Raw genomic sequence first — 14,664 nt, 5'->3', positions numbered from 1 at the left:
TTATTCTTTTACTTTAATCCCTTTAGTTTATCTAAAGCATTGAGATCGTTTTGAGTTTTAACTAGAGTGTCGAAATAAGGTAGTTCACTCAAATCCATTTCAGCTAATTTTTTAGGTGTTAATTTATTTGTTAGCTCGTCTCGCTCCAAAAGTCGCAACCAGTTGATAAACTCGCTAGTGCTGGGTTTCTTACGCCAGGGGAAACTTTTTTGTTGGCGCAGTTTCCAAAACTTTTTTAATGCTTCTTCAAACAGAGGCGAAATTTGTTTTTGGAAATGGCTTTGAACAATATTAATAAGTTCTTCTTCTTGAGGAAAATCAATGTAATAAAAAAGACATCGCCGCAAAAAGGCTTGAGGTAATTCTTTTTCTCGATTGCTTGTAACGATAATTAAAGGTAAAAAATCTCTTCTTTTTTCAGATGTTTTCCCTTGAAGAGCATCAAATTTCCAGCCTTTGACTTCATCAACCTCAAACTGTAATTTATCTAGCACTAAAAGCAAGTCATTAGGGAAATCTATATCAGCTTTATCGATTTCATCAATTAATACTACCGACGGAATATTCTTTTGTGAAAGTTCAATCGCTTCACCTAGTTTACCTAATTCTACATATTCTCGACGAGTCAGTATTTTATCTTGACTGTCAGACATCCTTTTCTCTTGAAGGTCATATAATCGCTGCACTGCATCGTAAGTATAAAGTAAATCTTGTGCGCGGCTGGTAGAACGAATATAGCATTCTTTTAACGGATAACCAAGTTCATAAGCTACTGCATAAGCAAGCCGAGTTTTGCCACAACCTGGTTCCCCTTCTAGCAGTAGCGGACGACGAAGATAGAGAGCATCATTAACTGCTTCAACTAATCTTGGGGGAGCTATGTAAGGTTCTGCAACTAATTGTAAATCTTTGATTGGTTCATTTGTTTCCCAACTTTTAAGCAGCTTATAGTGACACTTGCCATCGCCTATATATACTCGGTTTTTTAATTCATTCATAATTTAATATCCTTTAACTTTGCTTTCCACATATTATGACGGAATCTATTTTTAGGATTAATGTATTTAGCTATAAGCTGTATATACACATTATTAATTACATATTTAAATTCCCCCTTTGTAATTCAGAAATAATATACTGCAATTCTTGATAAGTTCCAATTAAGTGTCCGTGCTGACTTTGCAATCTTAAGAGGTATTGCTCGATAACATAATCTTCTAGCTCTAATTGTTTGAGACGACCTCGAAACCACTGTAATAGACTGGTAGTTTCAAACTCTTTGGGAATAGTTAGACTTGTCAAACCATTTACAGGGTGTTCAAATCCAACATTAGCAAAAATAATTACAAAACAACGACTCTTATTGCTTATAAAAGGATGAACTTCTCTTCTAGTTTTTTGACAAAAATTAATAGCAACAGATTCCATGTCTTGTCTAATTTTTTCTGGAATATCATATAACCAGATAACTAATACAATATCCAGGCAAATTTCTGGTAAAAACAGATCTACAATATTTTGACATTCGTTGTAAATTTTAAGTTTAGATTCTATAACCTGTCCTCCTGTTAATATATCAGTTGCATAGAGGCGAACATCAATTTTTCTGTAAGGTCGCTCAGTCTTATATTTTAGCTCCCGCAATATGCGCTCTATTATATAGTCTTTAAGAATCGTATCATGACCGCTGATGGCAAAAGCAAATATTCCCTCATAACCTACTCGCTGCGTAAACTCAGGCGCTAAAGATTCTAAATCATAACCAACTATAATTTCTTTATCAATTTTTGCAGGTTCTGATATAAGTAGTTGTTGTGGTTGCTCTTTTCTAGCCTTAGCCAATAAATCTTTGTAACCTTTTCGCCTCGATTGATATTCTGAATTTTCTATTATATGGCTGTATTTAGTAGTTAGTTTCGTGATGAATGCCTGTTCATTATGTGCTAATTTAAACTTAAAATATTCCAAAAATATAATTAAGTTTACTTTTTTATCTGAACCCTTGTAGCTGTACGTATTTCCTGCTCGATCCAAGAATACTTCTACCAATTCTTTTGGCGGTAAATTATAGTTTAAATTTAACCCATCGTTGATATTACAATTAGACATAAGAGACTGTAAATATTGAATACTCCGACCCGTAAAATGTTCTTCCAGAATTACTCGTAACTGTTCTATTTCATCAAATTGAAGACATATCATTTAAAAGCATTACCAACCTTTATGTCTGCTTTGGGTAAATTTATGGTCAAATTTAAGTAGCATTAAGTAGTTAGCCCGTTACTTGAAAGCTTTTGGTTAAGCTGTTGTTCTTTAACTTATAACTCACTTAGTTCACGCATCATCTTCGTCGAGTTGTTTTAGGCGTTCAAGGGACACGCTTCGGATTAAATTGTGTTGCCTTAACAAGCATTGGTTGTTTTCAACAACTTCTTCGACTAAAAAGCGATCGCGCAATGCATCCAACGCTACCTGCTGTTCATCTTCATCCCGATCCCAATCCTCCAGATGCGAGAGCCAAAAATCCTCCGGTACTGGACAGCGATACACCGAAGCTTCGCACAGCAATATATAGCCATAACGAACATCTTTTTGCAACCGATTAAAAGTCTTTTCTAGTCTAACTCGCACATTCCTTCGTAAGTTGCGCGTGTATCGATGCAGGTTAAACTTATCATCCGCTGATGCTGCTATTCCCTTAGTCTTCGCTTCCTCAATTGCCTTCTCAACCTCTTCTACTTCACGTCCGTACTGATTCCAGTAAGCCAGAACATTACCATCAAAAGGTTGATTCCTAATTTCCCCAGCAATCACCCGCAACGCTAAAGGGTGTCCCTCATAAGCACGTCCGATCCGTTCTAAATAAGGCTTACCTGTTGACTCTGTACCAACATCTAATCCTGTTTTATCGAACAATGCTAACCTTTCTGGTTCTTCCAGACCGCTCAGAGGTTGGCAATACCAAAAATTTTGATACCTCGTTCCTATTGTTGGGATTTGAGCGGGTAAATCTTGCGAAGTTAGGATGATACAGCTTGCACAAGAATCTGCTGCTAGCAAACTTTCAAAAAATCGTACCCACCACTCATCTTTGAAATCACTCCATCCCTCTTCTTCATTCCCCTGTAGAATGTTCTCTAAAGAATCAAGTTGAACCAAATAGCGATTCTCTTTTAAATGTCTCACCAACCGATATAGCAGGCGCTGAGTATCTTTGCGGTCTTCCGGCGTAATCAGTTCGCCCCACTTCTCCAACCACCTCGCCGCCACACTAGCAAAATCATTAGATTGCTGTTCGTCCTCAAAATTCTCTTCGTGAAACTTACTCCAGTCTCCCTCAAACCAGTCTGATAACTCGACTGCCAATCTTTCCCCTAAAGCCGTTTTCCCAATCCCTGTAATCCCCACAAGTATTAATAATCGACAGGACGATCGAATTCGAGGACTCAAATCCTGAATCAGACTTTCCCGACCAACCCAAGTATCATCAAGCGCAAAGAAGTTGAGTGGGCGAGAATTAGAGGCTGGTGAATCATCTGAAATATCTGGAAAAACCTGTTTGCGATCGCGCGGGGCTAAAGTTTGTAATTTACCCAGATCCGGTTTGCGGGTTCTAGGTTGATTGGTCAGACGGCGGTAAAGCAGTTCATAGCCATCTGTGCTATTCAGCCTATAGGTAGTTGCAGCGCGTAAAGGACTAGGAATAAAGTCAGTGTCCTGGGGAGTAAAAGTGACAGGGATGAACTTTGAGTTTTTCCCTTGAGCATCGTAGAGTTCTTGAATAATTACCCCACCCTCCCAGGTTGCGCCCTTACCCTTTCCCACTTCTTCATGGCCCCGAAATCGCAGATCGTACTGTTCCGTACAGACAACTAGCACAAAATCTGCCACCTCAACCTGGTTCAGCATCCAGCGCTGCCATCCTTCAGCAGGAGAATCTTCATATTGGTCAATATTGCAGTCAATGCCATCCTCGCGAAAGCGATCGGCAAGTTCCAAAATCCGATCCTTATGTTCTTGGGAGTCATGACTGTAGCTTATAAAAACTTTTGGAGGTCTAGAGTCAGGGTTCATGGTTTGAGCAGATTTAGGTAAAAGGAGCGGCAGAGTGAGAGTGGATTGTTGGGAAGATGCCTTAGCCGTCTCCTCAATCTGAAGCTTAGTCAAAATCTCAAAAGCAAACGCACTGGCATTGCGAGCAGCCATTTCTTGAGAACCACCCGCATCGGCTTCACTCTTACCATCAATCAGATCGGAAATCCCACGGATAACGAGTGCCGATACTTGGTGATTAGCATGAGCCGCTTGTAGCAAGCCCCGCCCCTCCATCTCCACAGCTACCGCATCACCATAGTTCAACTGGATAAACTTAAAAACATTAGACTTGCTTGAAGCAATCACTTTTTCCCCGGCAGCAATCGGCGCAACGAATACGCGAGGGTTTGAATCGGGTGCAGCAGATGTCAGCCTTTGCAGCCAATCTGATTTTTTCGACTCAGCCTTCGCTCGCTGGATCAAGCTGTACGTAGATAGCCCTAAATCGGGTCTGGGTTGAAATTTCTGTTTTGCCTTGCCAGACTCGTAACCATACACTTTGGTCGCGGCTACCACATCGCCAATGGCTACATCTTTGATACCTCCAGCAACTCCCACAAAGAGGATGACACTGGGATTGAAGTAGGCGATCGCCCTCTCCGCCTCCACTGCTGCCCCAGCATTGCCCGCACCCACCTCGACAATTCCAACTTCCCACGACTTACCGTTGGCAAAAAATTTTCCGCGCTCATAAATCGTACCCTGGGGGTGCATTTCCTCTCGCAGGTCACTCAGATGGGCGCGAACAGCGATATACTCCACGGGAATAGCAGTCAGTATAACCGCGCAGGACATTTGTTCACCTCGGGTTTAAGTGGCTATTTCTATATTTTGGCTGTTTTGTTGGTATTCGCCTAGCGGATTTCTGCCTTTTAGCAGTTGATTAGTTTACTAGACATTTTAGCTACTCTAGGAATTAGACTATGTTTAGGGAATCACACCTAAGCCAGCACTTGACTAGATGGCCTGCGCTAGCGAGCGGCCACGGTAACATACCAACTTTATACAGTAGGAAAGGACTATGAATGACAAGCAACAAATGCTGGAAGTCTATCTCAAGGAATACGAGAAACTAAAGGATGAGCAAACCCAACGAATCGGTTTTCGCGACAACCTCCTTTACGTAACTCTAGGGGTTTTTGGTGCAGTCATTTCTTTCGCGCTCGCCAATAAAACTAATTATTATGCACTGCTTGTTATTCCTTGGGTTTGTCTGATTCTTGGTTGGACTTATCTTGTCAACGATGAAAAAATTTCGGCGCTCGGTAGATATATCCGCCTGAATTTAGTTGAAAAAATTAAAGAGCAAACTGGTCATACAGATATCGAATCAATTTTCGGCTGGGAAATAGTACACAGAAGCGATCGACGACGAAAACGACGCAAAATAGAACAGTTAATTATTGATGAGATTACTTTTGTTTTCTCCGGTGTAATTGCATTAGTAGCTTTCCGATTTCTAGTAACACAATTTCCGGTCACTATTCACATCCTTTGGTGGGCCGATATCATACTACTGTTAATTTTAGGGGTAGAGATTGTTATTTATGCGGATCTAGCAGAGGGTCGTTAGTTTCTGATTGCTGTCCCATCATAAATTTTAAAAAAATTTACTTTAAACTTCAAATAAAAATACTTAGTTTTATTAATAATGACTTTACAAGCTTTTGAGTAAATTAATTGCCATTTTCTCCTGCTTTTAATGGAGTGCGAATATTACCAAAATTGCCGAGCGCATCTGCTTAAATTCCTACAGAAATCAGCAATTTTTTTGAGGAATTTTAAAGTCCTTACAAGAGGATATTAACTTATACATCAAAGGGCGCTGACGCAGCCAAAAGGAATGATGAATTCCTTAGTTGCTCATGTACCCTAAAAGTTTTTCTCTTAACCAAAAGCAGACTGACTCTTTGAAGCAATATGGATTTTGCGTGGCTACTGTAGCTGGCATTAAATCCATCAGATTTAATAATTTTATCATGCTCGATTGGGATACACCACATCGAGGTGAGGTTTACCAAAATCTCGCACAACATTGCTACAATAATCCCGCTGAACTTTGGGCTATTTACGATACATTTGCTGGCGTTCATGCTTTCCGGTTAAATTGTACTGAGCCACCTACTTCTGCCCATAGCATTGCTTTAGCCTATAAGCTGGATGCAGACATTCGCTACGTGGAACTTTGCATAGCTAGAAATCTTTGGTCAGCCCGGATTGCTCCTAAACCTCATAGAAGCAGAGATTTCATCTGTTTCAAAGGATTTCTTGGCAGTGGAATTGCTTTACCAAAAGCTCAATGGCTCTTGCAGATTCACCATAATTTGTTAATTAAGCATGGACTAACTACAGCTACTAAAAATAGTCCCAGTTCCTCACTACTTCGACAAATTCAATTAGTCGCTTGATTTGTCACTATTAGACCCGGTTATTCCGGGTCTTTTTTTACTAAATGCTGGCAATCGTTGAATGTAATAACCCATTCACTTTCTCTAAATTTTGGTTGATTTATGGTGGCGCTGACGCGCCGCAAACAAGCAATGTTGAGCAGAAACAATGAAATCAAATTCTGGTTCTTCCCTATTTGAATTATCTCCCCAAAATCAACCTGTTCCCGATTCTTTTAAAGTCATGACGAATCTGCTACTGGAAAATGGAGCTAACAAAGAAGTGATTGCTGCTATGTTAGAAATAGCTCAATTTTCTATTCATCACGTTCGCTGGTTAGCTGGGCCAGTAATTGTGCATCAATCTCTTTGGATGGAAACATTACCCAAATGGCTGATAGAAGTCATTTATTTAGATAGATTGGAGCGAATTTTTCAAGAACATGAAACAGGTGAAATTGGTGTACTAGCAACACCAGCAGAAGTCCTCGCTTGTATGTATCCGGCGACGATGGAAGCACCTTTACATTCTGATTGGGTCAATGTTTATTTGTGGGTAGGTAATGAAGTTTTTTCTAAACACCAACGGCTTCAAGAAACTTCTTTATGGCAACTGCTTGGAGAAGATAGACCAGTTAAATTTGAGTCGATTAAATCTGACTTTGAACGGTTAGCAAGAGATATCCGAAGAAAGGTTGTAGAAGCTGCCAAACAACGAGGCTGGGGTAAGAAACCTCTTCCCTCAACCACAGCCTCCCAAAAATCACCACCTGACACAGAAAATCGACCGCTACAATATACACTTTTTTAACTGGAAATGAACAATAATTCAATTCTACATCTGGCTAATTGGGAATTTGATAAATTAGCCAAAGAGCCTGGTTTCTTAATTCGTCCTGTCGAACCACAACCTCTGGGAATATCTAAAGATTCTCCTTTGGATGGAAAGTGGTTAGCCAAAAACTTTAAGGTTAATGAAGTTCCATTACTCCTACCAACTATTGGCGACTTACCAATGGAATTTCCTTGGGGAAGAGTGGGAGAAATTTTACCAATTTCTGACAAATTATTACAGCTAGTTATTGCCAGCATAAATGTAGAAAAGCTCAATCAAATATCGCCAGAAGTTGTTCAATTGACTGGTATTAACTTCCAAGCAAGTACAATTCTATATTGGTCTATGCCTCACATTGAAATCCAAAAAAATTATCCTGAATTTACTCCTAATTTTTGGGTCTGGATTATCAAAACTGTACCAATTTCATCATTTAAGTGAAAATTACCATGCCTACTTACATCTATTGGGGTGATGATGACTATTTAATCGAACGTAATATTAACAAATTACGTGACTTAGTTGTTCACCCCAACTGGCAAGTATTCAATTTCTCCAGTTATCAGTTTGGAGCAAATAATTTTAGCGCTGCTCTCAACGAGCTTCTCACTCCTCCAATTGGTTCTGGTGGACGCTTAGTGCTTCTATCTAACTGTGGAGAATTGAAAGCCATTGATGATACCAAAATTGAGCAATTGGAACGCACTTTGCTTAATCTACCAGATACTAATCATCTATTGCTAACTAGCCAATCAAAGTTAGATAATCGTCTCAAGTTTACTAAGCTCATTTCTCAATACGCTCAAGTCAAAGAGTTCTCCCTCATCCCAGTTTGGGATACCCAAAAGCTAACTAACAGAGTTAAAGAAGCTGCCTATTTCTTGTCTCTGTCGATATCTAATGAAGCAGTTCACCTCTTAGCAGCTTCTGTGGGTAATAACACTAGGCTGTTGTTTAATGAATCCGTATCTCTCAAGTTAGAGAGATTGCTAATTTCTTGGCTCATCCTCCTCTATTAGCATCACGACAAATTGTGGTGATAGAGGGTGTACATTTGATGGCATCGGCTGCGGCTCATGCGTTGTTGAAAACTCTGGAGGAACCGGGAACTGCTACACTGATTTTGATTGCTCCCCATTCTGAGTCTATTTTACCTACCATCCGTTCCCGTTGTTCTCTAATTCCTTTTAGAAGTTTGGGTCAACACCAGATGTGTCAGGTATTAGAGAATGCTGGATTTTCTCAGATTTTGACATATCCTGAGATTATTGAGATGGCGCAAGGATGTCCGGGAAATGCAATCGCGGCTTGGAATCATTTAACTCTCATTGAACAGATTGACCCAACATTACTATTAGTTTTCTCCTCCAATCAAACTACTTCCCAACTTCTCCAAGTTGCTAAAACTATTAGCCAAAAGCTTGACATTTATTGTCAATTATGGTTATTGGATTATTGGCAATATCAACTTGGGAAAATTCACAGAAACAGGAGAATTGCAGAGTTTTTCTCTAGGATTAAAGATTCACTTCACCTAGCACAATCTCAATTGGTTTTTGAAGTTTGTTTGTTGAAATTAGCAGAAATTCTCAGCACAAGTTAATCAATAATAGGTGTTCGCTGACGCGCTTGCTGTGAGTTGAACAACAATGATTTATGATAGCTAATTTAGCCTTAAATAGCTACATATAGTCTGGCAAAGTCTGTTCAATTCCAGTTATCGATTTTTTGAATTTTGAATTTTGCATTGTTATGACTCGTTCTACTCTTTTGACTACCCATAAAGTGCCAATTAGTAACTTCAATTATTTGGCATCTCAATTAAGACAAGCTGGAGCTAAGTTTCGCTCCTCTATCCAAAAGCAAGAAGCGACTATTGTCTTCTCCCAGTTGCCTTCTAATGCTTTGTCTATCCTCGAATCTTCTGTACCAATTGGGCAGTTTGAAGCAACTGATTTGGATGTAGAATCATCTATTGAATCTAGTCATTCTACACTCACTGGGTCAAACAAGGTTGCACCTTTTATTCCTGAATCTCCATCAAACATGGAATCATCAGAGCATCAGGACAAAATTCCCCAAGAAGCAGCGCAAGCACTCGCAGAAATTCAACAAATAGAAGTGGATAAAACCACTACTTTTGTAGATTTAATCAAAGAAAGTTCGATGGATAATCTAGTGAAAACCACTACAGATGAATCTGTTGAATCTGGAGAAATTGCCGAGCCAATCGGGGAATTTTCTGGTGATGATGGCTCAAAGATAGCTACAGAACAACAGCTTTTGGAATTGAGTAAAACCAAGCTCAAGAAGTTAGCCAACAAATACGACATTGCAGGTCGAACTAAATTGTCTCATTCCGAGTTAGCTGCGGCTTTAGCTAACAAAGTTACTCTCGATAATTTGTAATTCTTTGTCAAATTTAGGTGATTTACCTGACTTCTGGGTATGAGTTTGCTGACGCATTTTAAAGCTTGCAAAAATTGGAGGCTTATTATGGCTATTTCTCTTGGTTCTCTAGGAATTAGGATTAACCGCAAAAAACTTTTGTCTCAAGTAGTTGAATTAGCAGAAAATCGCCGCTATTGGCAAGCTGTTGCTGATGGAACTACTGAGGCTCACGATGCTAAGTTGCTGCGGACTCAACTTTATCAAATTTTGGTTGAAGCTGACAATCAAGAGCTTTTAGAATTGGCTTGTCAACTACTTACTCTCAATGAAGTTGGTCGGCGAGCTAATGATACTTTTGAACGGATTAAAGAACACAAATCTAAGTTGGCTGCTTAAGATAAATTACCATCAATTCTCTTGGGATTGGTGGTAATTTATCTTAAAACTTTTAGTTAATAGGGCGCTGTCGCGCTGTTATTTAAGTGTCATGTTCAAGGCATTTATCAGAATCCTTGAATATAGCGCTGTCGCGCTGTTAATAAGAGTTTGAAAAAGGGGAAGCAACGTTATGTCTGAGCATCTCAATGTGGTTAATCTTGTGGGTCGTGTTGGTCAAAAGCCAGAAACTCAATATTTTGAAAGTGGCGCTGTTTTGACTAAGCTTTCTTTAGCTGTTAATCGTCGCACTAGTAAGAAAGATTCGGACCCTGATTGGTTCGCACTCGAAATTTGGGGTAATATCGCTGAAGTGGCTGCCAATTATACAGATAAAGGTAGCTTAATTGGTATTCAGGGTGAATTGAAGTTCGATGAGTGGGTTGAGCAGGCTACTGGTCAACAGCGAGTTAAGCCTGTTATTCGCGTTAATAATTTGGAATTACTTGGCTCTAATCCTAATTCTAATTCCCACTCTAGTTCGACTAATTCGGCTTCTACAGTCAATTCTGAATCTAGCGATTTTTAGGTGATTATTTCTCTCAAATATTCCGGCACTTTTCTGGGTGTCGGGATATGTTTTATGGCTAGTTTGTCGTTTGATTTTTGGCACCATTAGTGGTAATTTATCATGAACAATACACAATTAAGAGTGCGTCTCAATTCTCTACAAGCTTCTCACACTCAAGATGGTACTCTGAATGTTTCTGGGGAATGTTCGTTTAAATATTACGAGCGCTCTGGATACAAGGTTCGCCCACTACGGTTTCAGGCTTATGGTGAGGCGGCTGTTGCTCTTAATCATGCGGGAGTTGGTTCTATCCATGTGGTTTCTGGGCGACTTAATATCTTCAAGCCTAACGATACTAATCCCAATCATCAGATGTTGTTGACTGTGGAACGAACTGTTGTTGTTGGTTCTCAGTCTACTTCTGAGGCTACTCCTGTTACTCCTGTCGTTCCTATTGCTCCTGTGGAAGCTGCTGTGGGAAGCAATTCTGTTGTACCTATCCCAGTTGCTAGCAACGGTAAGGCTACCGCAGATTACAGCGATATTCCATTCTAAGGCTTTGATTGAATTGATTGAAACAGGGAACAGTTTTTCCTGTTCCCTGTTCCCTTGTTCATAAATAATGGCGTGGCTGATTTTTGGTAACAAATCATGCAGGGTTTGCATCACGCCCTTCATGGCTTTTATCTATGCAGAAGAAAGAACTACTTCTATTTTTGTCAAGAGCTATTGGCTCTATTTTTTGTCGGCTGTTCTTCTGTATGGTGTTAAGTTATGAAATCTCCAGTCATCTCTTTTTCTCTATTAAATGAATCTTCGCTCTGCTAATTATCAAATTACGGTTATGGAGATATGTCTGACTATAATTTTGTTCCACCGATTTGGATTGTTTGCCCTTCGGAGGGGTTAAGGTTGAAAATTGCGATCGCACCCGAATTGTCGGATACTATTTCTGATGGAGAAGAACTGCAAACTATCATTCGCTTTCAAGGATTTGGTAGCACTCCTGCCAATGGTGATTTTGTTGAAGGAATTGCTGCGGTTGCTACTTTAGCTGGTTTGGTGATTGGAATTCATCGACGGATTTATGTTGCTTGGATATCTCCAGCTTTGAATCCGGCTTTGAATTACAGTCGCTATTTTACTACGATTTTGGCTTTACCTATAGCGCTCGCTTCGACTCCAAGAGAGTATCCGGCTGCTGTCACTTTATTAGAAACTCAACGTTTGAACAATCCTTCCGATTTCTGGGAGGATAGTGATGTATAATCACTATTCTCTATGAAACTTGGGTTAAAAGTAGTAAAGGCGATCGGAAATGAAGATCGCCTCTGATTTTTTTGGAGAGCATATTTTTCAGCGTTATTCTCAAATCACAAATGATTTCTTTTCTAGATTTATGGTCGTATGCGATCGACTTAAAGGAAACAAATTTTTAAACCAATTTTGGATCATAAGTGGTTCATAATTAGACCAGGATAAACTTTAGCTTCATGAATTAGCGATGGAAAGGTTACAACAAAATTAAACCCTTCAATCTTGTGTTTTCATAACTTTAAGTTGTACTTCTAGATCTACCACGATCTCTTCTAAAATAGAGCGTGTTTCTATATCTAGCTCTGATAATGCTGCCTGCTGCCAAGCAGTTAACTCTCCATATTTATCACCTAAACAACTAAGTATCTCGGCACGTTCTATATACAACATTGATTTAGATAACTTTCCCTGTTCAAGGAACTTATCTTGCTCAACCAACACCAACATTCGGTCAATTTGCGCCAGCAAGACTTGGAGTGATGGTTTGAAGAAAGCAGAACGAGTACGAAGTTTTAATTGCTCTTTCTTATTTATCAGTCGCTCAAGTTCACAGGCAAATTGGTCTTATTATGATAGGTTTAGTTCTAATGGTTCAAGTGAAACAGAACTAGATTCAAGGGCAGAGTTAATCATCTCATGAAGATCAAACAACTTCGCCAACCATCTCATACGTAGTTCTCGGTTCCACTTAATTTCAGTTAAACTTTGATCAGGTTCATCCAGTGACACTTCTACAGCAAATGCAGTGACCAACTGAGCTAACCAACCTAGCCGTTCTGGTGCAGCGATTGGCTCCGGTGGTGGATTGAACTTGAAACCACCACAACCATAAAAGCCTGTCTCAAGAGACTCACGGAGAAATGCGAGTACGGCTACGAGGTCTGGTGTTTGAGGCAATACGCTCACCGAGAGTAATCAACGCACGCATTAGTTCTATAAAGCCACCAGTTGTGGTGTACACGCTATAATCACGTCCGATAAAGGATGCACCCATTAAGTATCTCTCCTTTTCATTTTCCATATGGTATTGGCACTCTTATGTTACATATACTACAATAAAAAAATGGGAAACACAGGAGCATATCGTTTAGAGAATGAAGGTTCAGATGTCGATCGCAGAGGGATTTATCTACCACCAGCAGATTTACATTGGTCGTTGTATGGAGTTCCAGAACAACTATCTCAGTTTAAAAAGATGGAGCAAGATTTGCGAAATCAAGGCGAAATTCGCTCCAAACACGCTATGCACTTAATCCGGTTACTACTATCAGGAATTACGATTTTAGAAGCTGGATTTGTGCCAGTGCAGGTAGAGGAATAGCGAAGTAGATTGTTGGCTCATTTGTTTGTTTTGATAGCCGAGTTTGGTTAGGGGTGAATGCCAATCAAGTTACTGATTACTTTAGCTGGCGACAAGCTGATGCTACTCGCTGTGCTTTGAATGGTTGGTGTTACTGGACGATGCGAAAACTTGGTTTGAGTGCATCTCAAGCTACCGCCAAATTAAAGTCGATCGAGATTTGCCAATGAAAGAAGAATATCGAGAATTCATTGCTCAATTCCTTTAATTGTTGTTTATCGTTATGGATACAATTAATACTCAACTTTTATTGATCGCTCAAAATCAACCTTACCCATTATTGTTCGCAACAATTAGTGGTTCACATTTGTATGGTTTTCCTTCTGCTGATTCTGACTACGATTTACGGGGAGTTCACATTTTACGGCTTCCAGATGTGATTGGATTGATTACTGGGGACGAAACAGTTGAATGCTCGCAAATCCAAAATGATTTACAGTTGGATTTAGTCACCCATGATGTCAAGAAGTTTTTCGGGTTATTACTTAAGAAAAATGGTTATGTCTTGGAGCAACTTTACTCGCCGCTAATTGTTTATACTACGCCAGAGCATGAAGAGTTAAAGCAAATTGCTCATGGTTGTATTACCCGGTTTCATGCTCATCATTATCAAGGTTTTGCTCAAACACAGTGGCGATTATTCCAGAAGGAAAAACCTCCGCGAGTGAAGCCGTTGCTTTATGTTTATCGAGTTTTATTAACGGGAATTTACTTGATGCAAACGGGAGAAGTTCAAGCGAATTTGGTAACTTTAAATCAGCATTTTCAGTTACCGCAAATTCCTGATTTAATTGCTTGTAAATTAGCTGGTGCAGAAAAGTCTGCTCTCACGGATAGTGATTTGGCTTTTCATCAACAGGAGTATCAGCGGTTGTTTCAGGTATTAGAAGAGGCTTCTAATAATAGCCATTTACCTGATACACCTTCTGCGAAAGATGCTTTGCATGACTTATTGGTAAGAGTACGGTTAGCCAGAGAGATTCCATCGGGTGAAGAGAGAAATTGACATCATCGGCTCACCTAATAGACTCGATCAACTTGAGTGCTTGTTCTGTATATGGCGGATCATTTAACTGATCATCCTGATGAATCCTCCGCAAAGTTTCCAATAATTTTGGGAGTACTTTCTGTTCATCGTCATCCAGCAAGTCTAGGCTACCATTCGCCTTCATACCAATCCTTTTACCCAGTGTACTTAGGGCTTGCTGAAAAAGAGCGAAAAGGGGAGAGGGTAAGGAGGTTCAGCGATGAAAACTGATAAAAGTGCAAGGAATGGGTGTAAAATAGCCCAGAAAGCTTGGATGAGCCGGAGAAAATGTACCGAAAAGAGGAG

17 protein-coding genes and 2 pseudogenes are annotated in these 14,664 nt (G+C 39.8%); 14 read left to right on the top strand and 5 right to left on the bottom strand.

What is annotated here, in order from left to right; translation table 11 throughout:
* Positions 1 to 8 precede the first annotated feature (8 nt).
* The 3 genes from ACE1CC_RS12935 to ACE1CC_RS12925 form a co-directional block, all read right to left on the bottom strand.
* Entirely contained in the window at positions 9 to 998 is a 990-nt protein-coding gene (locus ACE1CC_RS12935) for an AAA family ATPase (protein ID WP_413270846.1), read from the bottom strand.
* 97 nt (positions 999 to 1,095) lie between these two features.
* Entirely contained in the window at positions 1,096 to 2,109 is a 1,014-nt protein-coding gene (locus ACE1CC_RS12930; RefSeq protein WP_413270845.1) for a hypothetical protein, read from the bottom strand.
* 225 nt (positions 2,110 to 2,334) lie between these two features.
* Entirely contained in the window at positions 2,335 to 4,890 is a 2,556-nt protein-coding gene (locus tag ACE1CC_RS12925) for a phosphorylase family protein (protein ID WP_413270844.1), read from the bottom strand.
* Positions 4,891 to 5,116: 226 nt separating this feature from the next.
* Here ACE1CC_RS12925 and ACE1CC_RS12920 point away from each other — a divergent pair, with 226 nt between their 5' ends.
* The 11 genes from ACE1CC_RS12920 to ACE1CC_RS12870 all read left to right on the top strand — a co-directional run bounded on the left by ACE1CC_RS12920 (position 5,117) and on the right by ACE1CC_RS12870 (position 11,923).
* Positions 5,117 to 5,668 (top strand): hypothetical protein, encoded by a 552-nt coding sequence (locus ACE1CC_RS12920; protein WP_413270843.1) that lies wholly within the window; start codon positions 5,117 to 5,119, stop codon positions 5,666 to 5,668.
* A 406-nt stretch (positions 5,669 to 6,074) separates the two neighbouring features.
* Positions 6,075 to 6,503 carry a hypothetical protein gene (locus ACE1CC_RS12915; protein ID WP_413270842.1) on the top strand — a complete coding sequence of 143 codons (429 nt, stop codon included), beginning with the start codon at positions 6,075 to 6,077 and terminating at the stop codon, positions 6,501 to 6,503.
* 148 nt (positions 6,504 to 6,651) lie between these two features.
* Positions 6,652 to 7,293: a hypothetical protein gene (locus ACE1CC_RS12910; protein WP_413270841.1), complete on the top strand. Its 642-nt coding sequence runs from the start codon at positions 6,652 to 6,654 to the stop codon at positions 7,291 to 7,293.
* 6 nt (positions 7,294 to 7,299) lie between these two features.
* Entirely contained in the window at positions 7,300 to 7,758 is a 459-nt protein-coding gene (locus tag ACE1CC_RS12905) for a hypothetical protein (RefSeq protein ID WP_413270840.1), read from the top strand.
* An 8-nt stretch (positions 7,759 to 7,766) separates the two neighbouring features.
* The gene (gene holA / locus ACE1CC_RS12900; RefSeq protein WP_413270839.1) at positions 7,767 to 8,336 is read left to right on the top strand and encodes a DNA polymerase III subunit delta; all 570 of its coding nucleotides are present in this window, start codon (positions 7,767 to 7,769) and stop codon (positions 8,334 to 8,336) included.
* The gene (locus ACE1CC_RS12895; protein ID WP_413270838.1) at positions 8,315 to 8,920 is read left to right on the top strand and encodes a hypothetical protein; all 606 of its coding nucleotides are present in this window, start codon (positions 8,315 to 8,317) and stop codon (positions 8,918 to 8,920) included. Before holA ends, ACE1CC_RS12895 begins: the two co-directional genes overlap by 22 nt.
* Before the next feature lie 149 nt (positions 8,921 to 9,069).
* Positions 9,070 to 9,726: a hypothetical protein gene (locus ACE1CC_RS12890; protein WP_413270837.1), complete on the top strand. Its 657-nt coding sequence runs from the start codon at positions 9,070 to 9,072 to the stop codon at positions 9,724 to 9,726.
* Positions 9,727 to 9,813: 87 nt separating this feature from the next.
* Positions 9,814 to 10,104, top strand: coding sequence for a hypothetical protein (locus tag ACE1CC_RS12885; RefSeq protein WP_413270836.1), 291 nt, complete (start codon positions 9,814 to 9,816; stop codon positions 10,102 to 10,104).
* 172 nt (positions 10,105 to 10,276) lie between these two features.
* Positions 10,277 to 10,672: a single-stranded DNA-binding protein gene (ssb, locus tag ACE1CC_RS12880; RefSeq protein ID WP_413261365.1), complete on the top strand. Its 396-nt coding sequence runs from the start codon at positions 10,277 to 10,279 to the stop codon at positions 10,670 to 10,672.
* Positions 10,673 to 10,774: 102 nt separating this feature from the next.
* Positions 10,775 to 11,209 carry a hypothetical protein gene (locus ACE1CC_RS12875; protein WP_413270835.1) on the top strand — a complete coding sequence of 145 codons (435 nt, stop codon included), beginning with the start codon at positions 10,775 to 10,777 and terminating at the stop codon, positions 11,207 to 11,209.
* A 297-nt stretch (positions 11,210 to 11,506) separates the two neighbouring features.
* Complete coding sequence (locus tag ACE1CC_RS12870) at positions 11,507 to 11,923, top strand: hypothetical protein (protein WP_413270834.1); 417 nt, start codon at positions 11,507 to 11,509, stop codon at positions 11,921 to 11,923.
* A gap of 264 nt (positions 11,924 to 12,187) precedes the next feature.
* Here the strand turns inward: ACE1CC_RS12870 and ACE1CC_RS12865 are convergent, their stop codons facing one another.
* Together ACE1CC_RS12865 and ACE1CC_RS12860 are read right to left on the bottom strand one after the other, a co-directional pair.
* Complete coding sequence (locus tag ACE1CC_RS12865; protein ID WP_413270833.1) at positions 12,188 to 12,439, bottom strand: hypothetical protein; 252 nt, start codon at positions 12,437 to 12,439, stop codon at positions 12,188 to 12,190.
* 99 nt (positions 12,440 to 12,538) lie between these two features.
* Positions 12,539 to 12,877: a hypothetical protein gene (locus ACE1CC_RS12860; protein ID WP_413270832.1), complete on the bottom strand. Its 339-nt coding sequence runs from the start codon at positions 12,875 to 12,877 to the stop codon at positions 12,539 to 12,541.
* A gap of 172 nt (positions 12,878 to 13,049) precedes the next feature.
* Between ACE1CC_RS12860 and ACE1CC_RS12855 the strand changes: the two are divergent.
* The 3 genes and pseudogenes from ACE1CC_RS12855 to ACE1CC_RS12845 all read left to right on the top strand — a co-directional run.
* A pseudogene (locus ACE1CC_RS12855) lies at positions 13,050 to 13,289 on the top strand (hypothetical protein); the annotation flags it as partial.
* 32 nt (positions 13,290 to 13,321) lie between these two features.
* Positions 13,322 to 13,477: pseudogene (locus ACE1CC_RS12850) on the top strand (tRNA(His) guanylyltransferase Thg1 family protein); the annotation flags it as partial.
* A 77-nt stretch (positions 13,478 to 13,554) separates the two neighbouring features.
* Positions 13,555 to 14,337: a nucleotidyltransferase domain-containing protein gene (locus ACE1CC_RS12845; RefSeq protein WP_413270829.1), complete on the top strand. Its 783-nt coding sequence runs from the start codon at positions 13,555 to 13,557 to the stop codon at positions 14,335 to 14,337.
* Positions 14,338 to 14,664 lie beyond the last annotated feature (327 nt).

Origin of the sequence: Floridaenema aerugineum BLCC-F46, assembly GCF_041929345.1 — a bacterium.
Classification (GTDB): Bacteria; Cyanobacteriota; Cyanobacteriia; order Cyanobacteriales; family Aerosakkonemataceae; genus Floridanema; species Floridanema aerugineum.
Note: the sequence above shows the minus strand (reverse complement) of the source record. Positions and strands in the feature narration are given on the sequence as shown.